The sequence below is a fragment of the Ureibacillus suwonensis genome (assembly GCF_042655065.1).
GTDB lineage: Bacteria > Bacillota > Bacilli > Bacillales_A > Planococcaceae > Ureibacillus > Ureibacillus suwonensis.
The window spans coordinates 51,024-75,003 of record NZ_JBHSNQ010000082.1 but is presented as its reverse complement, the minus strand read 5'-3'; the positions used below and the strand labels follow the sequence as shown (position 1 = coordinate 75,003).

Below are 23,980 nucleotides of genomic sequence, written 5' to 3'. Positions count from 1 at the left end.
CTTTGGGAGCATCTTTTTTTGTCTGCCGGCTTCTATAAAATTCATATCCAATTCTATTGAAATTTCGGTATAATGAACTTCGTGAGGAAGTGAGGAAAATGATAGAGTCTACGAAAACGTGGAAGATTCAGAGACCCGATGAAATGTTTGTTCAACAACTTCAAAAGGAATTGGACATTTCCAGTTTAGCTGCAAAAATATTGGCTTCAAGAGTCCAAACGATTGATGAAGCGAAGGATATTTTCTATACAGATGACGATCATTTACATAACCCTTATTTGTTATCGGGAATGAAAGAAGCGGTGGAACGCATTGAGCTCGCCCTGGAACGGGGAGAAAAAATATTGATCTACGGAGATTATGATGCAGACGGTATTACAAGTACAACGGTCATGCTCAATGTGCTGCTTGATTTGGGAGCGGATGTTGACTACGAAATCCCGAACCGCTTTGTCCATGGCTACGGCCCGCATGAAGAATTGTTCAGAAAGGCCCATGAAAATGGAATTCAATTGATTATTACCGTCGATAATGGGATTAGCGGGATTGAACCGATTCGGCTGGCGAAAGAGCTTGGCATGGATGTCATTGTAACGGACCATCATGAACCGGGGGATGAGCTTCCACCTGCAGACGTTATCGTTCATCCGAGAATTCCGGAAGGGCATTATCCTTTTGGCGAATTGGCGGGGGTAGGAGTGGCATTTAAACTGGCTCACGCTTTATATGGAGAAGTGCCTGAACATTTATTCGAGTATGTGGCAATCGGTACCATTGCGGATTTGGTGCCATTGAGAGGGGAAAATCGGTACCTTGCAAAAAAGGGGATTGAATATATCCGGCATTCAAACCGGCCATGGGTTCAGGCATTATGTGAGGTCTCAGGTGTGAAACAGCATGAAATCGATGAAGAGGTCATCGGATTTTATTTTGGCCCCCGTTTAAATGCGATTGGCCGTTTGGATGATGCAAAACCCGGCGTGGAATTTTTAATGAGTGAGGATATGCAAAGCGCTGCGGTTGGTGCAAAATTATTAAATCAAAAAAATAATGAACGGAAAGACTTTGTCAATGAGATAACCAAAGAAGCCATTGAGATCATTGAAAACAATCCTGAAATAGGAAACTCCTTGGTGCTGGTCGTTGCAAAGGAAGGGTGGCATGCGGGCGTCATTGGGATTGTTGCTTCCCGTTTGGTGGAGAAATATTACAAACCAACGATTGTCTTATCCATCGATCCGGAGACCGGCCTTGCGAAAGGCTCCGCAAGAAGCATCGACGGATTCCATCTTTACAATGAACTTGCGAAAAACCGGGATATTCTCCCTCATTTTGGGGGCCACCCGATGGCTGCCGGGATGACATTATCCGTTGACAATATCGATGAATTGCGGAATCGTCTCCATCAGCAAGCATCGGAATGTTTGACCGAAGAATTGTTGACGCCAAAGTTGTCGATAGATGTGCTGGTCGATTTAAGTGAGGCTACGGTGGAAGCCATTGAAGAAGTGCAGGCATTGAAACCCTTTGGCGTTGGGTTTGAAAAGCCGATATTTGCGATTCAGCAAGTCTCTGTCCGATCGATGCGAAAAATCGGGGCGAACGAAGATCATATTAAAATGGAACTGGAAAATGCCCATGGAATCATTGATGCGGTCGGATTCAACAAAGGCCATTTGTATAATGAAATCACTTATGGCGTTAAATTGTCCGTTGCCGGAGATTTGCAAATCAACGAATGGCAAGGCCGGAAAAAGGCGCAATTTTTCATTTCGGATGTCCAAACTTCCGAGTGGCAATTATTCGATTATCGGGGAAAAGCAAATGTGAATCAATTGTTGAAAACGATCCCCATGGAATCTGCCTTTGTGGCTTTTCGGGAGGAAACGGTCCAGTACTTCCGCGGAATGCTGCCATCCGTACAGTTCATCGGGGATGGGATCTCTGATTCCGTTTCGCCGTATCTGGTGTTACTGGACTTGCCAAAACAGCTTCATGAAATGGAAATGTTGATTGAAAACGTCAAACCAAAGCGGATTTATGCAGTTTTTTATACACCAAATTCTCTGTTCTTTAACGGGATGCCGACACGCAAACATTTTGCGCATTATTACACGTTGCTAAAGAGCCGTCCATTTGTTGACTTGAACGAGCATATCCCCCATTTATCTAGACATCTGGGATTGAATGGGGAAAACATTAAATTTATGACAAAGGTGTTTTTTGAACTCGGTTTTGTTACAATAGAAAATGGTTTGATTACAGTGAATCAATTTGCCGAAAAACGCTCCCTTGCAGAAGCGGCCACATATCAATTGCGCAAACAGCAAATCGAATTGGAACAACAGTTTTTGTATTCCACTTATTCTGAGTTGAAGCAATGGTTTAATGAACGAATCAAGGATTTTTCATATTCCTAAGGAGGAAATTTGAATGGATTTAAAAGAATATATTGCGATTGTGGAAGACTTTCCAAAAGAAGGGATCAGCTTTAAAGATATTACACCATTGATGGATAATGGGGCGGCATTCAAATATGCGGTTGACAAAATTGTTGAATTTGCAAAAGAGGTCGAAGCGGAAATCATCGTTGGACCGGAAGCGCGGGGATTCATTATCGGCTGCCCAGTGGCATACGCTTTGAACATCGGTTTTGCGCCGGTTCGTAAACCAGGAAAATTGCCAAGGGAAGTCGTGAGTGTGGAATATGATTTGGAATATGGGACGAATGTTCTTGCCATGCACAAAGATGCCGTTTCACCCGGCCAAAAAGTGTTAATCATTGATGATTTGCTTGCAACTGGCGGCACGGTGGATGCAACGATCCAAATCGTTGAAAAACTTGGAGGCAAAGTGGTTGGTTGTGCATTTCTCATTGAGCTGACAGAATTAAATGGCCGCGAAAGAATTGGAAATTATCCTATCAAAACATTGATCCAATATTGATTTCCATTGAAGAATTCGCACGAAATAAAAGCGGTGCGAATTCTTTTACTATATAATTTAAAGAAATCCATTACAGCAGAAAAATTTTGACAAATTCCGACAGTATTCTAAAATGTTGATTGAAAGCAATATTCGAAGACTTGACTTTACATTTTATATATTTTTTTTATAAAATTAATCTTATACTATTAAACAGAAAATTTTTTGAAGGTGGACAAATCATGGCGAAGGAGCAAATTTTGACGCCCGAAGATGTATTCGCAAAAGTAAAAACTTATATGAATGATGAGCACGTCGAATTTGTGAAAAAAGCTTATGAGGTGGCAAAAGAAGCGCATAAGGAACAAACTCGTAAATCGGGAGAACCATATATCATTCATCCAATTCAAGTGGCGGGAATTTTGGCGGATCTCCAAATGGATCCGGAAACGGTGGCTGCAGGCTTCCTTCATGATGTGGTGGAAGATACTTCGGTTACCCGGGAAGATTTGGTGGCCGAGTTTGGGGAAGAAGTGGCCATGCTCGTCGATGGTGTCACAAAATTAGGAAAAATTAAATATTTATCAAAAGAAGAGCAGCAAGCAGAAAATCATCGAAAAATGTTTGTTGCAATGGCACAGGATATTCGTGTCATTTTGATTAAATTAGCTGACCGCCTTCACAATATGCGTACGTTAAAGCATTTATCCGCAGAAAAGCAGCGTCGGATTTCCCAAGAAACGTTGGAAATTTTCGCTCCTCTTGCCCATCGCCTCGGAATTTCGAAGGTGAAATGGGAGTTGGAAGATACGGCTCTCCGCTATTTAAATCCTCAGCAATATTATCGAATCGTCAGCTTAATGAAAAGAAAACGTACGGAACGGGAAGCGTATTTGGAAAATGTCATGGCAGAAATCCGCTCCCAATTAAAAGAAGTCAATATTGAAGCAGAAATCTACGGCCGTCCGAAACATATTTATAGTATTTATCGGAAAATGGTTCTGCAAAATAAAGAGTTCAATGAAATTTATGATTTATTGGCTGTCCGTATCATTGTTGATAGCATCAAAGATTGCTATGCGGTTTTAGGGATTGTTCATACCCTTTGGAAGCCGATGCCTGGCCGTTTCAAAGATTATATCGCCATGCCGAAACAGAACTTGTATCAATCCCTTCATACGACGGTCATTGGTCCATATGGGGATCCGTTGGAAGTGCAAATCCGCACGAAAGAAATGCACAAAATCGCGGAATACGGGATTGCTGCGCACTGGGCATATAAAGAAGGGAAAACGGTCAATCCAAATAAGGAAAGCATCGACCAAAAACTCACTTGGTTCCGTGAAATTTTGGAGTTCCAAATCGAATCTTCCAATGCGGAAGAGTTTATGGAAGCGCTCAAATTGGATTTATTTTCCGATATGGTTTATGTGTTTACGCCAAAAGGGGATGTCATTGAATTGCCTGCAGGCAGCGTTCCAATCGATTTTGCGTATCGTGTGCATACGGAGGTTGGAAACCGTACCATCGGCGCCAAAGTGAATGGTAAAATGGTGCCTCTTGATACGCCGCTGAAAACGGGCGATATTGTTGAAATATTGACATCCAAACAATCCTTTGGCCCAAGCAGGGACTGGTTGAAAATTGCGCAAAGTTCCCAGGCGCGAAACAAAATCAAACAATTCTTCAAAAAGCACTTGCGCGAAGAAAATGTGCTAAAAGGAAAAGAATTGATTGAAAAAGAAATAAAAGCCCAAGAATTTGATGTAAAAGAAGTTCTATCCGAAGAGAATTTGCAACGGGTTTTAAATAAATTGAATTTTGCCAATGAAGAAGATTTATATGCTGCGGTCGGCGTCGGGGGAATCACTCCTCAGCAGGTGGTGAACCGCCTTGCCGAGAAAAAACGCAGAGAGCGTGAAAAGGAAGAAGCTCTTGAAAAACTTCAAAAAGAGATGCAAAGCCAGAAACAGAAGAAAAGCAGCGGGGAAATGGGCGTTGTTGTCAAAGGGATCGACAATTTATTGGTCCGATTATCCCGATGCTGTACGCCGGTCCCTGGAGACGAAATCGTCGGATTCATTACAAAAGGCAGGGGGGTCTCCGTTCACCGCAAAGATTGTCCGAACGTGCAATCCGGCTGTGAAGACCGTTTGATTGAAGTGGAATGGGAACATAGCGACACATCCATGAAAAAAGAATATCCTGTCGATATTGAAATTTCCGCATTTGACCGGCCTGGAATTTTAAATGACGTCATGCATGCCGTGACAGAAACGAAAGTGAATATTTTGGCGGTTTCCGGTCGCGCGGCCCATGATAAGATTGCAACGCTTCATTTGACTTTGGCAATTTCGAACATTTCCGTATTGCATAAAGTGGTTGAAAAAATAAAACAAATGCCGGATATTTATTCTGTGCAACGGGTGATAAATTAGTCGTTTTGAGGTGTGTTTGTCGATGAGAGTTGTTTTGCAACGCAGCAAAGAAGCAAAAGTGACAGTGGATGGAAAAGTGACAGGGCAAATCGAAAAAGGATATGTATTGCTTGTCGGCATTACCCATTCGGATACAATGGACGATGTGAACTATTTAGCGAAGAAAGTGGCGGAAATCCGTCTTTGGGAAGATGAACAAGGGAAAATGAACCATTCCATTAAAGAGCATGGAGGGGAAATTTTATCCGTCTCCCAATTCACTTTGTATGCTGAAACGAAAAAGGGGAGAAGGCCGAGCTTTGTGGAAGCTGCCCGGCCGGAGCAGGCGGAACCCCTATGGAACGCTTTTAATGAAGCATTGCGGGAACAAGGGTTAAAAGTGGCAACGGGCATTTTCTGTGCCATGATGGAAGTGTCCCTTGTCAATGATGGCCCGGTGACAATCATTCTGGAATCAAAGTAATATAAAAAGGCTGCTTGGAAAGTTCTTTTCCGGGCAGCTTTATCTTTTTCACCATAAAAAGTGAGAAGGAGAATGCCAAAAATAAAAAAGTGCGAATCTACTTCGCACTTTTTTATTTTAACTGATCATCAAAATATTTTAATATTCCTTCATAAATGCCCATGGTTGCCTGTTCACGGAAGCGGTCTGTATTGATCACTTTCTCTTCGCCAGGATTGCTTAAATAGCCCAACTCCAGCAAAACGGCATTTTGTTTATTTTCCCTCAAGACTAAATAATTCCCTTTCTGCACGCCACGGTCACGCAATGACAACTGCTTTGCCACCCCTTCGTGCACATATTGGGCAAGGGATTCCTGATAAGAGTGGTAATAATAGGTTGTAAATCCCGAGATGGTGCGGTCTTCACTGGCATCATAATGGATGCTGATGAAGGCGTCCGCCGCCTGCTGATGGGCCATTGCCACCCTCTTTTGGAGCCCGACGTACACATCGAATTCCCGGGTTAAATACACGTTTGCCCCCGCTTGCTGCAATTTGGATCTTAACAGTTCAGCGGTTTTTAAAGTGATTTCTTTTTCAATGGTGTTTCGGAGTCCGGCGGTTCCCTGGTCGTTCCCGCCATGTCCAGGGTCAAGCACGATGGTAACACCATTCAATGTCCCTTTTTTCCGTTTCTCTTTCTTTTCCTCCAATTGTGGTTGTCCATTGGTGGAAACGACCCAACCAGCCACATACCCGATTTCATCATTCGGAAGCTGAATTTTGTACCAATCGCCATCTACGGTTATGACATCATATTGCTCACCGGCTTGGGCATTCATTAACACATTGGATGAAGTGCTGGGTTCTTCCCGGATATTTGTACCATTGTAAATGATTGTAATCCGATTCGATTGATTGTCTTCATCCTTTGCTGCCGAGTCAAAAGATCCGTAAAAGCTGTAAATCCATCCTTTTTTGCCGTGAAAATCGATTTGAAGCCAATGGTGATCCCGATCCAGGACTGTATATTCCTCGCCTTTATTCGCAATACCCAGTTCTTTCGATTTTAAATTCGGTTTTTTTCGCACGATGACCGCATCGACGGTGATTGTGAAATGATCCGCTTCCTCTGCTTCGATTCTTTCGGGTTCTTCAGTCGCGTTATTGCTTTCTTCATACTTTTCTTCTTTTATCGTAATAAAATCCGAAGAAACCCAACCGGTGGATTGCTGATACTGGATTTGAACCCATTGATCTCTCTCGTCTTGCACGGCCACCTGTTCTCCTGTAAATAGTTGTCCGATCACTGGAGAATCAAGGGATGGTTCCAGCCGAATATTTAAGTGATCGACTTGGATAACCGCATATTTTTTTGCATCCCGGTTTTGCTCTTTTTGTGTCAACCAGGAAGCCACCCAGCCTTTCTTCCCGCCGGTTTCGACGTAAAGCCAATCCCCCTCGGAATCCAACACCTTCAACTTTTCATTTTGTTCAAGGGTATCGAGGATTGGGTAGGATAAACCGGGACCTTCCCGCAAATGCAATTTTTCAGCATGGACAATGCGGTTTTCTTTATTGTCCGCTGAAACAAAGGATGGAAGATATGTAGTTAAGCTTGTAACGATCAGCATGATGCAGAGAAAAAATAATGTTCGCTTCATAAACATCCAACTTTCAATGACAATAAATGTTGAATTCTCTTTTTTATTGTAAAATGTATGTGTGGCATAAATCTATACTTTTTTGAAAATGGTTGACAACTTTTCATTCCACAATTATGATAAAAAGTAATGTGAAAATGTTGTCGAAAGCCCATGACCAAGAGAGTAGCAATTGCCTGAAGTCCAGAGAGGGAAAGACATAGGCTGAAATCTTTCCTACTGACGGTTTTTGTGAAGAACACTTGAGAGGCTTTTTCCTGAAAATGAGTAGGGAAAAACGGAAACGGCCGTTATCCGTATTGAGTGGACGTGTATGCTGCACGTCAACTAGGGTGGAACCGCGGAAGTGATATGCTTTCGTCCCTTGTAATGAGGGATGAGAGCATTTTTTTGTTCCAAATTTTGTTTGCAGGAAGGAGATACAAAATGGCTTTTAAAGTACCTAGAGGAACACAGGATATTTTGCCGGAACAAACGCCAAAGTGGCAAAAAATCGAGTCCGTTTTACGGGAATTGGCACGTGTTTATCGATATAAAGAAATACGGACACCAATCTTTGAACATACGGAACTTTTTCAACGGAGTGTAGGGGATACGACGGATATCGTTCAAAAGGAAATGTATACCTTTGAAGACCGGGGCGGCCGTTCATTGACATTGCGGCCGGAAGGAACAGCTTCCACGGTTCGCGCCTATGTGGAACATAAAATGTATGGTGCTCCGGAACAGCCGGTGAAACTGTCATACATGGGGCCGATGTTCCGCTATGAGCGTCAGCAGGCAGGACGATATCGCCAGTTTGTACAATTTGGCGTTGAAGCCATCGGAAGCGCAGATCCTGCCATCGATGCGGAAATCATCTCATTTGCAATGGATATTTATCAAACATTGGGATTAAAAGATTTAAAATTGGTCATCAATTCTTTAGGGGACAAAGAAACGAGAGATGCCCACAGAACAGCGCTCATCAACCATTTCAAACCAAGCATCCATGAATTTTGCGATGACTGTAAAAACCGATTGGAAAAAAATCCATTGCGCATTTTGGACTGCAAAGTGGACCGGGAGCATCCACTGATGGAAACAGCTCCGAAATTGACGGATTATTTGACACCGCCATCAAAAGAGTATTTTGATCAAGTGAAAAAGTATTTGGATGTATTGGGCATCGAATATGAGGTTGATCCAAATCTGGTGCGCGGATTGGATTATTACAACCATACCGCCTTTGAAATTATGAGCACTGCAGAAGGATTTGGCGCCATTACAACCTTATGCGGAGGCGGAAGATATAATGGCCTTGTGGAAGAAATCGGAGGGCCAAGTGTTCCGGGAATCGGATTTGCCTTATCCATTGAACGGTTGCTCCTCGCTTTGGAAGCAGAGGGTGTGGAATTGGAAGTCAATGATGGGCTTGATGCCTACATCGTTGCCCTTGGAGATGAAGCGAAACTGAAAGCGGTGGAACTTATCAGCTCCTTCCGGTTAAAAGGGATTTCGGCGGATATGGACTACATGATGCGCAAAATGAAAGCGCAAATGAAATCCGCGGACCGTCTGCAAGCGAAATTTGTTGTCATCATTGGCGAGGAAGAGCTTGAAGAAGGCATAGTGGTAGTGAAACATATGGAAACCGGCAATCAAGAAAAAGTCCAAATCAATGAAATTGTTAATTTCTTAAAACAACAATTAAGTTAAGAAGCAAAGAATTGGAGGATTTAAAATGGCACAAAGAACACATTATTGTGGAGAATTGAGAGAAGAACATCATGGACAGCAGGTGGTTTTAAAAGGTTGGGTACAACGCCGCAGAGATTTGGGAAGCCTGATTTTCGTTGATGTTCGCGACCGTACGGGCATCGTGCAAGTGGTATTTGGCGATGAAGCCCCTGAAGCCCGTGAAATTGCGGATAAAATCAGAAATGAATATGTAGTGGAAATAGAAGGACAAGTTGTGCTTCGCGACCCAAGCCAAGTCAACCCAAACATTAAAACAGGAAATATCGAAGTCGTTGCATCAAACATCCATATCATCAACACGTCAAAAACTCCTCCATTTGCCATTGAGGATTACGTGGATATCAACGAAGATGTCCGTTTAAAATACCGTTATTTGGATTTAAGAAGACCTGTGATGTACAACACATTCAAATTGCGTTCGGATGTAACCCGTACAATCCGCAACTTCTTGCAAAATGACGGATTCTTGGAAGTGGAAACACCGATTTTGACAAAATCCACTCCTGAAGGCGCACGTGACTATTTAGTTCCATCCCGTGTGCATGAAGGGGAATTTTACGCCCTTCCACAATCACCGCAATTATTCAAACAATTATTGATGGTGGCAGGATTTGAAAAATATTTCCAAATCGCCCGCTGTTTCCGTGATGAAGACTTGCGTGCAGACCGTCAACCGGAATTTACCCAAGTGGATATCGAAACTTCTTTCATGTCCATGGATGAGATTATCGATATGACGGAACGCATGCTGGCTGCGGTGATGAAAGAAGTAAAAGGCATTGAAGTGCAAACGCCATTCCCGCGCATGACTTACCAAGAAGCGATGGATCGTTTCGGTTCCGACAAACCGGATGTTCGCTTTGGCTTGGAATTAATCAACCTCACTGACATTGTAAAAGATTGCAACTTTAAAGTATTTACAAGTGCGGTTGAAAAAGGCGGCGTTGTCAAAGCCATTAACGTCAAAGGTGCAAATGACAAGTTTACCCGCAAAGATATCGATGCGTTGACTGAATTTGTTGCAATTTACGGTGCCAAAGGATTGGCTTGGATCAAAGTGACGGAAGAAGGATTTACTGGCCCTATCGCTAAATTCTTTGAAGGCCAAATTGTAGAAGATATTAAGAAAGCAACAGATGCAGAACCTGGAGACTTATTATTGTTCGGAGCAGATGATGCTTCCATCGTTGCCGCTTCTCTTGGCGCATTGCGCAACAAACTAGGAAAAGAGTTAGGCTTAATCGATGAATCCCAATTTGCCTTCCTTTGGGTGACAGATTGGCCATTGCTTGAATGGGATGAAGAGGAAAAACGTTATACAGCGGCCCACCATCCATTCACTCGTCCATTTGATGAAGATATCGAATTGATGGATACGGATCCTGGAAAAGTACGCGCCCAAGCTTACGATATCGTGTTGAACGGGTACGAATTGGGCGGAGGTTCATTGCGGATTTTCGAAAGAGACTTGCAAGAAAAAATGTTCCAACTATTAGGATTTACGAAAGAACAAGCCCAAGAACAATTCGGATTCTTGCTTGAAGCCTTTGAATACGGCGTGCCTCCTCATGGCGGAATCGCAATGGGCCTTGACCGTTTAGTGATGATTCTGGCAGGCCGCAACAACTTGAGAGATACGATTGCCTTCCCGAAAACAGCCACAGCCAGCTGCTTGTTGACGGAAGCGCCAAGCCCGGTATCGCCAAAACAATTGAAAGAATTGCACATCAAAGTCGATCTTCCAGAATAAATGAAGATAAAGAGGCTGGGACATAACTAATAAAATGAACGAGCTGCAAAAAGGTTTTTTTGTAAAAAATCGATACCATAGAAAATTGATTGAAGTGACGGGGCGAGTTTCTGTCGCGCACGCTTAGTCGCAAAGCGGAGCAAGTTCAAGGAAGTAAATTCAAAGCTTTCCTGCGACGAGCCCTCTCGAGACCCCGCAGGAGCGAAGGATTGAGCTCCGAGGAGGCTCGAGCCGGGCCCGCGGAAAGCGTCCCCGAAACGGAAATCAATTTTCTTCAATTATCAAAAAAACACCATTTTCTCACGGGAGAAAATGGTGTTTTTTATCTTTTGTCCCAGCCTCTTTTATATGGCAATAATAATCAAAAAAATAATCAGATTATTAACAATAGTAGCAAAAAAATAATGTATTCCATTTCATATTCATTGCAATATTGGTTAATGGATGTTATCATAAAATCAAACGAATCCTGAAGTGTGCGTGAATGCGCTACATTAACAGTTTTGACCGAACACCTATAAATAGGGAGCCCAAATCCTGGCTTGGCAAACATGCCCCATTTGAACGCCATACAGGGGACGTTTAAAGAGTCAGTGAGGGCACCCACCTGCCGAGCTGCGGGTTCAAAACAGTGTTAATTACGCACTACGGCACTTTCGGGATTCGTCCGTTTTTTTGGGATTCTCTTGAAAAAATCGAATCGGGAATATGACTCCTCCATGTAGATGGGGGAGTTTTTATTTTGAACAAAATCAATTGGAAATAGAAACGTATACCCTATTAACATTATGTTATGTTATAATTCCGATGAGAAAAATTAGAATGAGAGGCAGAAAGGTATGTTACATCAATTTTCAAGAAATGAATTGGCTATTGGTAAAGAAGGATTGCAAAAGTTGAAAAATACAACCGTCGCCATTTTGGGAATTGGCGGAGTAGGTTCCTTTGCTGCGGAAGCATGCGCCCGCAGCGGTATCGGCCGCATTATTCTAGTGGATAAAGATGTGGTCGACATCACCAATATTAACCGCCAGTTGGTCGCTTATTTATCGACGATTGGAAGACCGAAAGCGGAAGTGATGAAAGAACGGATTGCGGACATCAATCCGGATTGTGAAGTCATCCACCTGCATATGTTTTATAACGAAGAAACTTATGAAAAACTGTTTGAATATGACATTGATTATGTCATCGATGCTTCTGACACCATCAGTTATAAAATTCATTTAATGAAAGAATGTTTAAAACGGAATATTCCGATCATTTCCAGCATGGGAGCCGCAAATAAAACGGATCCGACAAGATTCCGTATTGCAGACATTTCAAAAACCCATACAGATCCAATGGCAAAAGTGATCCGTACGAAATTGAGAAAAGAAGGCATCAAAAAAGGGATTACGGTTGTCTTTTCCGATGAATCCCCAATTGTGATCAGATCTGATGTTGTGGAAGAAGTGGGGAATCCCGATGCGCCAATCCGAAAAGCCAAAATGCCCCCTTCATCCAATGCTTATTGTCCGTCCGTTTGTGGTCTGATTTGTGCAAGCTGGGTAATCAATTCGATTTTAAAAGATATTCCAATTAAGCGGGTAAATCAATAAGCTGCCAAAGTGCCGTTTTTTCAAGCGCAATTTTTGAATTTCAGATTCAAATCCAATGCTTCTTGATGCATTTTTTTGAAATACCCCCAAATTCCGAAAATTGTTACTAATGAAGATAAAAGACCAGACTTAATACAATTTTTTCACGTTTTATTATTTCAGCAAATAAAAGAAGAGTTTTATTGTTATATTTATAATAGCTTCAACCACAAACAAAGGGGGTATTTTATGCCAAGAATTCAGGTGACGAATGGCATCTTAAATTTATTCCAGCTTCAAGAGGAATTGGATGGGATACTTTTCAATTATATCGATACGTCACAAAAATGGGATAAAGCGTATGAGGAGTTAAAAGAACTGCTGGATGAACTCACCGCTTATTTCAAAAATTATCTTCAAGAACACGATGGAAGATTGCCGGACAATGAAATGTACTGGTCATTGTTCATAGACAATGTCAGCAGGATCTTGTATTTTAAAACCGTTGCATATATGAATCTCCAAAAAGACATGACCGAAGAACAAAAAGAACTGATCAAAAGTGCATTGCATGATGCGGCAGGCTGCCTTCCTCATGTGCAAGGGCGCAATTTCGAATTTTTGCAGGAAATCAGTCAAACTTACGATTTATTATTCAATGAAAATGCTCATTTTGAAAAATATTATTTTGATAAAAATAATGGATTGGCTGATTGTTTGGAAAATTTCAAAGCATATTGCGTTCAAAAAGTACTAAATTGATTGACGTGTAACAATGACGGTTAATGAGTTTGAAGTCTTATGAGAAGAATAGAAGATTACCCGAAAAAAATTCCCCTAATTGGTAGATGAATGAGAGAAAATCCATTTACCAAATTAGGGGTTTTTTTGTGGGGAAATAAAACCATCTTGCGGCAATGGGCACTTTTCATCGGAATGAACGGAGGCATCACTTTTCTTCATTCGATTTTTTTAATGCCTTCAATTTTTCATAGATTGACGCCATCCGCTTCTCTTCACCGGCAATCACCGGGTGATAAAATTCCGCATTCTGAAGATTGTCAGGCAAATATTGCTGGTTGACCCATCCGCCAAAAGTGCCGATAGGGTGGTCGTGGGGATACTGATAACCGACATGGCCGAGCGTTTTCGCTCCCGCGTAATGGGCATCCCTCAAATGCATCGGAATGTCGCCGGTTTTTCCTTCATGGATTGCTTGAATGGCTGCGTCCAACGCTTTGTATGCCGAATTGGATTTTTCCGACAGGCACATTTCAATCACTGCATTGGCCAGCGGAATTCTTGCTTCAGGCAAACCGAGCACTTTTGCCGCTTCCGTTGCGGCATAGACATGGGCCCCCACGTGGGGATTTGCCAGTCCGATATCTTCATAGGCCATCACAAGCAATCTCCTGCATACTGCGATCAAATCCCCCGACTCAAGCAGATTGGCCAAATAGTATAAGCTGGCATTTACATCGCTGCCCCTGACCGATTTTTGCAAAGCGGACAATAGATTATAAAAATGGGAACCGGCTTTATCCCCATATATTCCTATGCGTTTTGACAATTGTTCAATTATGCGGTCTTCCACTTTCACCGTACCGTCCATTTCTTCGGAAGCATGAAAGACCGATTCCAATAGGGTCAGGGCTTTCCGGGCATCACCATTGGAAGCGATCGCAATGTCCGTCAATTGTTCATCCGAAATGTCGATGGAATATTTTCCTAAACCCCGCTCTTCATCTGCCAGTGCCCTTTTTAATAATTGCACCAATTCTTCAGGGGTCAGCCGTTTTAATTGAAAAATCTCCCCGCAACGGGAACGGATGGCCGGATTCACATCATGGTAAGGATTTTCCGTTGTAGCCCCAATCAAAATGATTGACCCGTTTTCTACATGGGGTAATAATGTATCTTGTTGCAGTTTATTGAACCTATGAATCTCATCTAAAAATAATAGGACTTTTCCACTGAGCCTTGCTTCTGATACAATTTGTTCGACATCCTTTTTTCCGGCAATTGTCGCGTTGAGTGGAAAAAAAGGGAGTTTTGTGCTTCCCGCAATTGCATAAGCGATGGAAGTTTTCCCGGTTCCCGGTTCACCGTATAATAACATTGATGGCACATAGCCGTTTTGAACCATTTTATATAAAACGGTATCTTTTCCGACGATATGCTGTTGTCCAACCACTTCGTCCAAATTTCTTGGTCGCATTCGGAAAGCTAAAGGTTCGTTATGCATGGTATATCCTCCGATGAACTAATAAAAAGTTTTCATATAAAATTATAATAGACCTTTTCCAAGTGGAATAAAAGGTGTTATGGTATACTTGACTAAGAATATCGGAAATAGAAATTTGAGGTGTATAAGATGAGAATATCAACAAAAGGCAGATATGGGTTAACAATTATGATTGAGTTGGCAAAACATTATGGGGATGGACCTCTTCCGCTGCGCAAAATTGCGGAAGAAAAAAATCTTTCAGAGGCATACTTGGAGCAGTTGGTATCACCTTTGCGTATCGCCGGTTTGGTGAAAAGTGTCCGCGGTGCTTATGGGGGCTATTTACTTGCCATACCGCCCAGCAAAATTTCCGCGGCGGATGTGATCCGCGTGTTGGAAGGACCAATCCAGCCGGTTGAGGGGATAGAAGATGAAGAGCCGCCTCAACAACAACTTTGGATCCGAATCCGCGACGCAGTAAAACAAGTGCTTGATACAACAACCATTGAGGATTTGGCAAATTACAGCGAAGATACCGAATATGACGGATATATGTTTTACATTTAATAAAGGAGTTTATCGGAATGCAAACCTTTTATTTAGATCACGCAGCAACTTCACCAGTGCACCCAGAAGTGATTGAAAAAATGACGGAAGCGATGACGAATGTTTACGGCAATCCATCAAGCATCCATGCGGCAGGCCGCTATGCAAGAAAGGTTTTGGATGAAGCGAGAAGCATATTGGCTCGATCCATCGGTGCGAAAGATACGGAAATCATTTTCACAAGCGGAGGAACAGAAGGGGACAACACGGCCATCTTTGGGGTGGCACAAGCTTTAAAATCGAAAGGAAAACATATTATTACGACAGCAGTGGAGCATCATGCAGTACTACACAGTTGTGAACAGCTTGAAAAAGCGGGGTTTGAAGTAACCTATTTGCCCGTGGATGAAACCGGTCGCATTTCGGTGGAATCGGTAAAAGAGGCTTTGCGTGAAGATACGATTTTAGTGACCATCATGTTTGGAAACAATGAAGTGGGTACCATTCAACCAATCAAAGAAATCGGGGAATTACTGAAAAACCATCAGGCGGTTTTCCATACGGATGCGGTACAGGCATATGGACTGGAAAAAATCGATGTGAATGAACTGCATGTCGATCTTTTAAGCGTTTCCAGCCATAAAATCAATGGGCCTAAGGGAATCGGCTTTCTATATCAACGGGAAAAAACGCCTTTCACCGCCACTTTTTACGGAGGTTCCCAGGAAAGAAAACGGAGAGCGGGAACGGAAAATGTCCATGCTGCCGTCGGTTTTGCAAAAGCCGTTGAAATTGCACAACGGGAAATGGAAACAAAACGGCAAACCTATCTCCAATTCCGAAAAATCTTTTTGGAGGTTTTGGAACAGGAACAAATTTCTTATAAAGTGAATGGACATGAGGAATATTTCCTTAAACATATCTTGAACATCAGTTTTCCAGGTATGGATGTTGAATCATTCCTTGTGAATTTGGACATGGATGGAGTTTATGCTTCCAGCGGATCTGCTTGTACGGCAGGTTCCATCGACCCGTCTCACGTGCTTGTCGCAATGTACGGAAAAGGTGCTCCGGAACTTCGCAATTCCATTCGATTCAGTTTCGGGTTGGGATTGACAGAGGCAGACATTCAACAAGCTGCGGAAAGAACAGCAAGAATAGTAAAAAGAATGACGAATTCATTGAATTAGAAAAGGTGAAGGAATAAATGACAGAAACTCGAGACCCATCACAAATTCGTGTCGTTGTTGGAATGAGCGGTGGGGTGGATTCATCTGTTGCTGCCTATTTATTGAAGCAGCAAGGTTATGATGTGATCGGCATCTTCATGAAAAACTGGGATGATACAGATGAAAACGGTGTTTGCACCGCAACGGAAGATTATGAAGATGTCATCAAAGTATGCAACCAAATCGGAATCCCTTATTATGCGGTGAATTTTGAGAAAGAATATTGGGATAAAGTGTTTACTTACTTTTTGGAAGAATACAAAGCCGGACGGACGCCGAATCCGGATGTGATGTGCAACAAGGAAATCAAATTCAAAGCTTTCCTTGAACATGCATTGAAACTTGGGGCGGATTATTTGGCAACGGGGCATTATGCCCGTGTGGAAGAGCGTGACGGTGAAGTTGTTTTATTGCGTGGCGTCGATCGAAATAAAGACCAAACCTATTTTTTAAATCAATTGACGCAGGAACAATTGAAAAAGGTCATGTTTCCAATCGGACATCTGGAGAAAAAGAAAGTCCGGGAAATTGCGGAAGAAGCGGGGCTGGCAACAGCGAAGAAAAAAGACTCAACGGGCATTTGTTTTATTGGTGAACGAAACTTCAAAGAATTCTTGAGCAATTACTTGCCGGCTCAACCGGGCAACATGGAAACGCTGGATGGAAAAGTGATGGGAAAACATGACGGATTAATGTATTATACGATTGGCCAGCGACATGGACTTGGAATTGGAGGAGCAGGGGAACCTTGGTTTGTGGTCGGAAAAGACTTAAAACGGAATGTGTTGTATGTCGGACAAGGTTTCCACAATGAAGCCCTGTACTCCACTTCTTTAAAGGCGATCAATATGAGCTTTACATCCAATAAACCGAAACCGAAGAAATTCGCTTGCACGGCAAAATTCCGTTACCGTCAGGAAGATTCGCCGGTGGAAGTGGAGTTGTTGGATGATCATCGCGCAGTCATTACGTTCCAGGTGCCACAGCGGGCCATTACGCCTGGACAAGCCGTCGTTCTATATGATGGAGAGGTATGTTTAGGCGGCGGAACAATCGACGAAGTGTTTAAAAACGGAGAAAAATTGACGTATGTAGGATAACGGGCGACTGATTTGGTCGCCTCTTTTCATGAGAGGTGAAGACGATGAACTATAATGAAGAAGGAATCAAAGCGCTGCAAGAAAAACGCTATGAAGATGCCGTAAAAGCCTTTACAGAAGCCATCGAACAAAATCCGGAAGATCCGGTCGGCTACATCAACTTTGGAAATGTATTGGCTGCCATGAATGAGATTGAACGGGCGGAACGGTTTTTCCAAAAAGCCATCACCCTTGATGAAAAAGCGGCAACGGCTTATTATGGTCTCGCCAATTTGTATTATAATTCGGAACGCTTTTTGGAGGCGGCCAAACTTTATCAGAAGTCGATCGAGTATGGAATTGAAGGTGCCGACAGCTACTACATGCTGGGAAAATGTTTTGAGAAGGAAAACCAGGTGAAATTGGCCCTTCCATATATGCAGCGGGCGGCGGAACTTGCGCCGGACGATCTGCAAATCCGTTTAAGCTACGGCATTATTTTATGCAAGTTGGAAATGTTTGATTTGGCAAAAACAGAGTTGGAATATGTATTGGCGCAAGATGAAAAGAACGCGGATGCCCATTATAATTTGGGGGTGCTTTACGCCCTTTCGACAGACGATGCGGAAAAGGCCCTCCATCATTTGGAGCAGGCCTTCACCATCCAGCCGGAGCATGATCAGGCAAGGTATATATATGATATGATAAGTCTGCGTTTAAATAATGAAAAATAGGATGAGAATGAAAAAAAGCTGTATAGAAAGCGGGGACTTTCTATACGGCTTTTTTGATCATGCAAAAATAACGATCGGCCAATAAATTGTCCGCTTTGGCCATTATGGATTATTCCATTTGCATGGGAAGGAAGATACATATAAAAAAGCGAATGGAAATTTCCCGCATTTCCATTCGCCATTTTTGCAATCCCATTTATTTGCAATATTCCACAACATCCCGATATGGCAGGCTTCCTCCAAAAATATCCAACGCACTGCCGATCGTAACGTGCAGTTTCCCTCCGGATAATTCTTTAAATCGTTCCAAATCCTCCAAGGAACGGACTCCTCCGGCATAAGTGGTCGGAATGTTTGTCCATTTCGCCAAATCTTGAACCAATTCTTCCTGCATGCCGCTTTTTTTCCCTTCCACATCGACAGCGTGGATCAAAAATTCATCGCAATATTGTTCCAGGAAGGAGATGTTTGCCTGATTCACTTCAAAATCGCTGAATTTTGTCCATTTATCTGTCACGACAAACCATTTCCCGTCGCGTTTCCGGCAGCTTAAGTCAAGGACGATATGTTCCTTTCCAATCGCTTCAACAAGACGCTCCAATCGTTCCATATCCAGTTTTCCATCGTGGAATATGTAAGAGGTCACGATGACATGGCTGGCCCCCATGTCAATCCATTTCTTTGCATTGTCCGCATGGATGCCCCCGCCGATTTGAAGGCCGCCAGGGTAGGCAGTTAAAGCAAGTTTCGCCTGCTCTTCATTACCAGGACCCAACATGATGACATGTCCGCCCTTCAAGCCATCTCGTTTAAAAAGCTCGGCATAATAGGAAGCATCTTTTTCCGAAATGAAGTTTTCAACCACGTCCTTTTGACCCAAAGTGCTTCCGACAATTTGCTTCACTTTTCCTTCGTGTAAATCAATGCAAGGTCTAAATTCCATTCCATTCACGAATCCCTTCAACTGTTCTTTTTTATTACAATGATAACATTGGTCTCTCATTTTATCGAGAAGGGGAAGTTTCTATTTTATCAAAGTCCTTAAAAATGATATGATATTAAGAGATTTTACCGGAGAGGAGCGTATGAAAATGGAGGATTACCATGCTCATCAATATTCAGAGAAAACCTTTGTTTTAGGCCGTCCCATCGTTTCCATTTTTCATAACGCCTCCAACATGTATTCCATTGTGAAAGTGAAAATTAAAGAAACAAATTTGCAATATCAGGAAAAGGAAATTATTGTAGTCGGTTATTTTCCGGCCTTGGATGAAGAGCTTCACTATCGTTTTATCGGCAATTTGACGAATCATCCAAGATACGGGTTGCAATTTCAAGTGGAAACCTTTGAAAGGGAAGTTCCTGAGACAGAACAAGGGATCATCCACTATTTATCAAGCGATTTGTTTCCTGGGGTCGGCCCCAAAACGGCTGAGCTCATTGTAAAAACATTGGGGACCGATGCATTGAAAAAAATCATGGAAAATCCGTTTGTTCTGGATGAAGTGCCAAGGCTTTCCGAAGATAAAAAAATGACGATCCGAAGCACCCTGGAGAAAAATTTGGGTTTGGACCGGATTATGATTCAATTGAACGAATGGGGATTCGGGCCTCAATTGGGAATGAAAATCTATCAAACCTATAGGGAAGAAACGATTGAGCTGTTAACTCAAAATCCTTATCGGCTGATTGAAGAAGTGGAAGGGGTCGGTTTTGCGAAAGCCGATGAATTGGGAAGAAGACTGGGCATTACAGGGGCTCACCCTGACCGCATGAAAGCGGCGGTATTGCATGTGTTGAATCAAGCGGCTTTATCGGAAGGGCACGTTTATTTGGAGGCGGAACTCCTGTTGCCGGAAGTCAAAGGGATTTTGGAACAGAGCCAACCGGAGGAAATTCCGTATGAATCTTTATCGAAAGCGGTTATTGAGTTGGAGGAAGAAGGGAAAATTTGCGGGGAAGAAACGCGGATTTATTTGCCTTCCCTCTATTACAGTGAAGTGGGCATCGCAACAAAAATTCTCCAATTTGCCAAAAACAATGATCACGCTGAAAAGTTTTCAAAGGACGAGATTCGGAAAGCGATCGGGGAAGCAGAGGAACGCTTGGAAGTGACTTATGCGGAAACTCAGGCAAAGGCCATTGAACAAGCATTAAATTCTTCCATCATGATTTTGACTGGAGGGCCGGGAACAGGGAAAACGACGGTCATTCGGGGAATTGTGGAAGTCTTTGCGGAGCTTCATGGCCTTTCATTAAATCCAATGGAATATGCGAAGAAGGAAGAGCCTTTTCCGATTGTGTTGGCAGCACCAACCGGAAGAGCCGCAAAACGCTTGTCCGAATCGACGGGTCTGCCTGCCATGACCATTCACCGTTTGTTGGGGTTTAACGGCCAGGAGAAGGAAGAAGAGTCGGAGCGTGAAATACAGGGCCGCCTCATCATCATTGATGAAATGTCGATGGTGGATACATGGTTAAGCCACCAATTATTAAAAAGCATTTCGCCTGATGCCCAAGTGGTGCTCGTGGGGGACCAGGATCAATTGCCACCTGTGGGTCCTGGACAAGTGTTGAAGGATTTATTGGCGTCAGAAATCGTGCCGACCATCGAGCTGACGGAAGTGTACCGGCAAGCGGAAGGCTCAACGATTATCGAGATGGCCCACCAAATCAAAAAAGGGCAAATCCCCGATAATATCACGGGAAAAACTGGCGATCGCTCGTTTATTAAAGCGTCGGCCGATCAAATTGCAAGCGTCGTCACACAAGTGGTGAGAAGTGCCATTGCAAAGGGCCAATCCATCCGTGATATTCAGGTATTGGCGCCGATGTATAAAGGCCCGGCAGGCATTGATCGATTGAATAAAGAAATCCAGGAACTGGTGAATCCAAACGTGGATGGTACTCGAAAAGAAGTGAAATTTGGCGACACGGTTTTCCGCATCGGCGATAAAGTGTTGCAGCTGGTGAATCAGCCGGAGAGCAATGTGTTTAATGGCGATATTGGGGAAATCGTGTCGATTTTTCAAGCGAAAGAAACGGTGGAAAAACAGGATAAGGTCGTTGTTTCTTATGACGGCAATGAAGTGGTGTATGACAGAGGCGACTTGAATCAGATAACCCTCGCCTATTGCTGTTCCATTCATAAAGCGCAGGGTAGCGAATTCCAGACGGTGATCATGCCGATTGTCCGCAGCTATTCAAAAATGCTCCGAAGAAACCTGCTTTATACGGGAATCACCCGAGCAAAAAACTTTTTGATTTTATGCGGGGAGCCGGAAGAATTCGTCAAAGGGATCCAGCGCACGGACGATTTGAAACGTTTTACCACTTTGAGGGCCCGATTGAATCCCGCAAAGAAGAATGATGATCGAAATCAGGTAACGAAAATGGAAGGGGAGAAGCAGGATGAACAAATCGTGCCTCTTTCACCGGATGATGGCAATGAACAGCAGACGGCAGGCGATACTACTTCCCTTCCTCCTGTCCTGAATGCGGAAACAGCGCCCAAAATCCATCCGATGATAGGGATGGATGGTATCACCCCTTATGATTTTTTGGATGAATAAAAGGTGATAAAAAAACCGAACGATTGTTTGAATCTCTGATTTTGAGAGTCAGCAACGTTCGGTTTTTCTATTTATATCGATATTAAATGGCCAATTCCGGTTTCCGTTTGTTATTGAAAATTCTTCACTTTACGGCCATGAAGGAAAAAGTAAAGGATCACGGTTGCCAAAACGACAAAACTTAAACTGAAATACAATTGGCTGTAAGTCGTATACGGCTCAATAAATCCCAACAGATATGGGCCAAAGCCCAGACCCGCATCAAGGAAAATGAAGAATGTGGATGTGGCAAGTCCCATTCGATGGATGGTCGTCACTTTCACTGCAACGGCTTGAATGCAGGATTGCATGTTGCCATAACCCAGACCGATCAAAACCCCTGAAAACAGCAGTACAAAACTGTTATGTGCCGCACTTAAAACAATCAGTCCGATGGAAAAAAGAATAAACGCAGGATACATCACGTAGTTTGGGCCTTTCACATCCAACAGACGCCCGGAGAAAGGACGTGAACACAAAATAGCGATGGAGTAAACAAAGAAGAAGAAACTGGAGGCTTCCACCAAGCCAATTTCCTGCGCATAAAAATTCATGAAAGATAAAACCCCGGAATAGCATAATGCGGCAATGAGCATGATGAAAGAAATCGGGATGGCTTTCGGTTCAATAAAATTCGAAAGTTTGAATCCTTTAACGTCTTTTTCCGCCTTTTTCACCTCTTCAGGCTCAGTTACTTGGATAAAGAATGAGGTGATGAATGCGATGATTCCTAATAAAGTACATAATCCAAATACGATCAAGAAGCTTACATGCTGGCTCAAAAGCAACCCGATAAATGGACCGATGGCTGTCGCCAAAGTGGAACTCATACTGTAATACCCGATCCCTTCGCCTTTGCGGCTGTTGGGAATGACTTGGGCGACAATGGTTCCGGTTGCCGTCCCCGCAATACCGAGAGTCAAACCGTGCAAAAATCGCACAACTAAAAAGAACCAGATATTTAATTGAATAAAATATAAGAAGCTTGATAATGCAAAAAGGCAAGTGCCAATCAGCAATGTCCTTTTATAACCGATCGAATTGATGCCCCGGCCAATAAACAGTCTTCCGATTAATGTGGCGATGATGAAAATGCCTGTTGCAAGACCAGCTTGACTCGTGGTTGCGTGAAATTCCGTTTTAGCATAAACGGCTACTATGACAACTAATAGATAAAAGACAGATGTTAATAAAAAATTAATGGTTGACGTGATAATAAAATCTTTCGTCCATAGTTTTGTTTCATTCATTGATGTTTCCCTTCTTTTCTGTCAAATTGCTGCTGAATTTTCGAAAGTGTATGGAAAAAGTTTTGCAGTTCATCATCTGTAAGGTGTTCCAACATTTTTCTTTCGAAGCCCGATATTTTTTTACGGCAGGATGCATAAATTTCTTCTCCCAACGGTGTCAAATGAATCACCTTTTCTCTCCGATCCCGGCTTTCCCTTTTTTCGATTAATCGAAGTTCTTCCAAAGCGTTCACCCTGCGAGTGATGGACGGCTTTTCCACATTGTATCGTTTGGCGATTTCCACGAGTGTTGACGGACCGTTATGCTTTATGAAATAGATGACTTGCCATAAAGAATAGGACAGATTGTATTCGCCTAAAAGTTCATTCAATGCATTGATCAGTGGCCGATACAAGCGTAAATAATGTTGAAAAAATCCTTCCAAAGGATTTCACCTCCGATAAAATAGTTACCCTAGGTAACTATATCATTAAACTATTATATGTCAATAAAATGTTCCATTCCAATCATCCATTTTTCACCTTTCCGACTTAATGGCCGCTGTTCTTTCCCATTATCTGAATTGCGATGTATCTATGCCGGATCATCACCTATGTGCAATGTTATATATCAAATCGAGAATATTTATTAGCGATTTGAGAACGGAAAAGGGTTTAAATGATATAAAAATATAGATTTTGTGAAAATTTTTTGTTTTTGTTTGATATGTATTGGGGATAAAATGCTGATTTTTATAGCTTTTCGAGGTTTTTCATCTGGATA

The 23,980-nt window shown here is 42.7% G+C and carries 18 protein-coding genes, 1 other RNA gene and 1 other annotated feature; of the genes, 14 read left to right on the top strand and 5 right to left on the bottom strand.

Going from position 1 to position 23,980, the window contains the following annotated elements; translation table 11 throughout:
* Window positions 1-98: 98 nt before the first annotated feature.
* The 4 genes from recJ to dtd all read left to right on the top strand — a co-directional run bounded on the left by recJ (window position 99) and on the right by dtd (window position 5,826).
* A complete protein-coding gene (recJ, locus tag ACFPOH_RS10460) occupies window positions 99-2,420 on the top strand; it encodes a single-stranded-DNA-specific exonuclease RecJ (protein WP_390309580.1) in 2,322 nt (773 codons plus the stop codon).
* Between the two features lie 13 nt (window positions 2,421-2,433).
* Window positions 2,434-2,946 carry an adenine phosphoribosyltransferase gene (locus ACFPOH_RS10455; RefSeq protein WP_342469102.1) on the top strand — a complete coding sequence of 171 codons (513 nt, stop codon included), beginning with the start codon at window positions 2,434-2,436 and terminating at the stop codon, window positions 2,944-2,946.
* A 221-nt stretch (window positions 2,947-3,167) separates the two neighbouring features.
* Window positions 3,168-5,363, top strand: coding sequence for a RelA/SpoT family protein (locus ACFPOH_RS10450; protein ID WP_342469103.1), 2,196 nt, complete (start codon window positions 3,168-3,170; stop codon window positions 5,361-5,363).
* 22 nt (window positions 5,364-5,385) lie between these two features.
* Window positions 5,386-5,826 (top strand): D-aminoacyl-tRNA deacylase, encoded by a 441-nt coding sequence (gene dtd, locus ACFPOH_RS10445; protein WP_390309577.1) that lies wholly within the window; start codon window positions 5,386-5,388, stop codon window positions 5,824-5,826.
* Between the two features lie 112 nt (window positions 5,827-5,938).
* On the opposite strand, the gene ACFPOH_RS10440 is transcribed toward dtd, so the two are convergent.
* A complete protein-coding gene (locus ACFPOH_RS10440) occupies window positions 5,939-7,471 on the bottom strand; it encodes an SH3 domain-containing protein (protein ID WP_390309575.1) in 1,533 nt (510 codons plus the stop codon).
* Between the two features lie 144 nt (window positions 7,472-7,615).
* Window positions 7,616-7,839: a binding site (T-box leader), on the top strand.
* A gap of 58 nt (window positions 7,840-7,897) precedes the next feature.
* On the opposite strand from ACFPOH_RS10440, the gene hisS reads away from it, so the two are divergent.
* The 5 genes from hisS (at window position 7,898) to ACFPOH_RS10415 (ending at window position 13,303) form a co-directional block, all read left to right on the top strand.
* The gene (gene hisS, locus ACFPOH_RS10435; RefSeq protein ID WP_342469106.1) at window positions 7,898-9,169 is read left to right on the top strand and encodes a histidine--tRNA ligase; all 1,272 of its coding nucleotides are present in this window, start codon (window positions 7,898-7,900) and stop codon (window positions 9,167-9,169) included.
* 25 nt (window positions 9,170-9,194) lie between these two features.
* Window positions 9,195-10,961: an aspartate--tRNA ligase gene (gene aspS, locus ACFPOH_RS10430; RefSeq protein ID WP_342469107.1), complete on the top strand. Its 1,767-nt coding sequence runs from the start codon at window positions 9,195-9,197 to the stop codon at window positions 10,959-10,961.
* A gap of 463 nt (window positions 10,962-11,424) precedes the next feature.
* Window positions 11,425-11,628, top strand: a non-coding RNA gene (ssrS, locus tag ACFPOH_RS10425) — 6S RNA.
* Window positions 11,629-11,800: 172 nt separating this feature from the next.
* On the top strand, window positions 11,801-12,562 hold the full coding sequence (locus ACFPOH_RS10420; protein ID WP_390309573.1) for a tRNA threonylcarbamoyladenosine dehydratase: 762 nt from the start codon (window positions 11,801-11,803) through the stop codon (window positions 12,560-12,562).
* Window positions 12,563-12,790: 228 nt separating this feature from the next.
* Window positions 12,791-13,303 (top strand): hypothetical protein, encoded by a 513-nt coding sequence (locus tag ACFPOH_RS10415; RefSeq protein WP_342469109.1) that lies wholly within the window; start codon window positions 12,791-12,793, stop codon window positions 13,301-13,303.
* Between the two features lie 187 nt (window positions 13,304-13,490).
* Here ACFPOH_RS10415 and ACFPOH_RS10410 read toward each other — a convergent pair whose 3' ends face one another.
* Window positions 13,491-14,786, bottom strand: a complete 1,296-nt coding sequence (locus ACFPOH_RS10410; protein WP_390309571.1) for a replication-associated recombination protein A — start codon at window positions 14,784-14,786, stop codon at window positions 13,491-13,493.
* A 129-nt stretch (window positions 14,787-14,915) separates the two neighbouring features.
* On the opposite strand from ACFPOH_RS10410, the gene cymR reads away from it, so the two are divergent.
* From cymR to ACFPOH_RS10390, 4 genes are read left to right on the top strand one after another with little or no spacing between them, the layout of a single operon-like run.
* Window positions 14,916-15,335: a cysteine metabolism transcriptional regulator CymR gene (gene cymR / locus ACFPOH_RS10405; protein WP_342469112.1), complete on the top strand. Its 420-nt coding sequence runs from the start codon at window positions 14,916-14,918 to the stop codon at window positions 15,333-15,335.
* Window positions 15,336-15,352: 17 nt separating this feature from the next.
* Window positions 15,353-16,504 (top strand): cysteine desulfurase family protein, encoded by a 1,152-nt coding sequence (locus ACFPOH_RS10400; RefSeq protein WP_342469113.1) that lies wholly within the window; start codon window positions 15,353-15,355, stop codon window positions 16,502-16,504.
* Window positions 16,505-16,521: 17 nt separating this feature from the next.
* Complete coding sequence (mnmA, locus tag ACFPOH_RS10395) at window positions 16,522-17,643, top strand: tRNA 2-thiouridine(34) synthase MnmA (protein WP_342469114.1); 1,122 nt, start codon at window positions 16,522-16,524, stop codon at window positions 17,641-17,643.
* Window positions 17,644-17,687: 44 nt separating this feature from the next.
* Complete coding sequence (locus tag ACFPOH_RS10390) at window positions 17,688-18,356, top strand: tetratricopeptide repeat protein (protein ID WP_342581575.1); 669 nt, start codon at window positions 17,688-17,690, stop codon at window positions 18,354-18,356.
* Between the two features lie 196 nt (window positions 18,357-18,552).
* Here ACFPOH_RS10390 and hisA read toward each other — a convergent pair whose 3' ends face one another.
* Entirely contained in the window at window positions 18,553-19,299 is a 747-nt protein-coding gene (gene hisA / locus ACFPOH_RS10385) for a phosphoribosylformimino-5-aminoimidazole carboxamide ribotide isomerase (protein WP_342471280.1), read from the bottom strand.
* Window positions 19,300-19,447: 148 nt separating this feature from the next.
* Here hisA and recD2 point away from each other — a divergent pair, with 148 nt between their 5' ends.
* Complete coding sequence (gene recD2 / locus ACFPOH_RS10380) at window positions 19,448-21,928, top strand: SF1B family DNA helicase RecD2 (RefSeq protein WP_465270742.1); 2,481 nt, start codon at window positions 19,448-19,450, stop codon at window positions 21,926-21,928.
* Window positions 21,929-22,038: 110 nt separating this feature from the next.
* Here recD2 and ACFPOH_RS10375 read toward each other — a convergent pair whose 3' ends face one another.
* Both ACFPOH_RS10375 and ACFPOH_RS10370 read right to left on the bottom strand, forming a co-directional pair.
* Window positions 22,039-23,217 carry an MFS transporter gene (locus ACFPOH_RS10375; protein ID WP_342469117.1) on the bottom strand — a complete coding sequence of 393 codons (1,179 nt, stop codon included), beginning with the start codon at window positions 23,215-23,217 and terminating at the stop codon, window positions 22,039-22,041.
* Window positions 23,214-23,642 carry a MarR family winged helix-turn-helix transcriptional regulator gene (locus ACFPOH_RS10370; RefSeq protein ID WP_342469118.1) on the bottom strand — a complete coding sequence of 143 codons (429 nt, stop codon included), beginning with the start codon at window positions 23,640-23,642 and terminating at the stop codon, window positions 23,214-23,216. Before ACFPOH_RS10370 ends, ACFPOH_RS10375 begins: the two co-directional genes overlap by 4 nt.
* Between the last annotated feature and the right edge of the window lie 338 nt (window positions 23,643-23,980).

Excerpts from the sequence above, each read along its gene's own strand:
- recJ (WP_390309580.1), top strand. The coding sequence starts at position 99 with ATGATAGAGTCTACGAAAACGTGGAAGATTCAGAGACCCGATGAAATG.
- ACFPOH_RS10455 (WP_342469102.1), top strand. The coding sequence starts at position 2,434 with ATGGATTTAAAAGAATATATTGCGATTGTGGAAGACTTTCCAAAAGAA.
- ACFPOH_RS10450 (WP_342469103.1), top strand. The coding sequence starts at position 3,168 with ATGGCGAAGGAGCAAATTTTGACGCCCGAAGATGTATTCGCAAAAGTA.
- dtd (WP_390309577.1), top strand. The coding sequence starts at position 5,386 with ATGAGAGTTGTTTTGCAACGCAGCAAAGAAGCAAAAGTGACAGTGGAT.
- ACFPOH_RS10440 (WP_390309575.1), bottom strand. The coding sequence starts at position 7,471 with ATGAAGCGAACATTATTTTTTCTCTGCATCATGCTGATCGTTACAAGC.
- hisS (WP_342469106.1), top strand. The coding sequence starts at position 7,898 with ATGGCTTTTAAAGTACCTAGAGGAACACAGGATATTTTGCCGGAACAA.
- aspS (WP_342469107.1), top strand. The coding sequence starts at position 9,195 with ATGGCACAAAGAACACATTATTGTGGAGAATTGAGAGAAGAACATCAT.
- ACFPOH_RS10420 (WP_390309573.1), top strand. The coding sequence starts at position 11,801 with ATGTTACATCAATTTTCAAGAAATGAATTGGCTATTGGTAAAGAAGGA.
- ACFPOH_RS10415 (WP_342469109.1), top strand. The coding sequence starts at position 12,791 with ATGCCAAGAATTCAGGTGACGAATGGCATCTTAAATTTATTCCAGCTT.
- ACFPOH_RS10410 (WP_390309571.1), bottom strand. The coding sequence starts at position 14,786 with ATGCATAACGAACCTTTAGCTTTCCGAATGCGACCAAGAAATTTGGAC.
- cymR (WP_342469112.1), top strand. The coding sequence starts at position 14,916 with ATGAGAATATCAACAAAAGGCAGATATGGGTTAACAATTATGATTGAG.
- ACFPOH_RS10400 (WP_342469113.1), top strand. The coding sequence starts at position 15,353 with ATGCAAACCTTTTATTTAGATCACGCAGCAACTTCACCAGTGCACCCA.
- mnmA (WP_342469114.1), top strand. The coding sequence starts at position 16,522 with ATGACAGAAACTCGAGACCCATCACAAATTCGTGTCGTTGTTGGAATG.
- ACFPOH_RS10390 (WP_342581575.1), top strand. The coding sequence starts at position 17,688 with ATGAACTATAATGAAGAAGGAATCAAAGCGCTGCAAGAAAAACGCTAT.
- hisA (WP_342471280.1), bottom strand. The coding sequence starts at position 19,299 with ATGGAATTTAGACCTTGCATTGATTTACACGAAGGAAAAGTGAAGCAA.
- recD2 (WP_465270742.1), top strand. The coding sequence starts at position 19,448 with ATGGAGGATTACCATGCTCATCAATATTCAGAGAAAACCTTTGTTTTA.
- ACFPOH_RS10375 (WP_342469117.1), bottom strand. The coding sequence starts at position 23,217 with ATGAATGAAACAAAACTATGGACGAAAGATTTTATTATCACGTCAACC.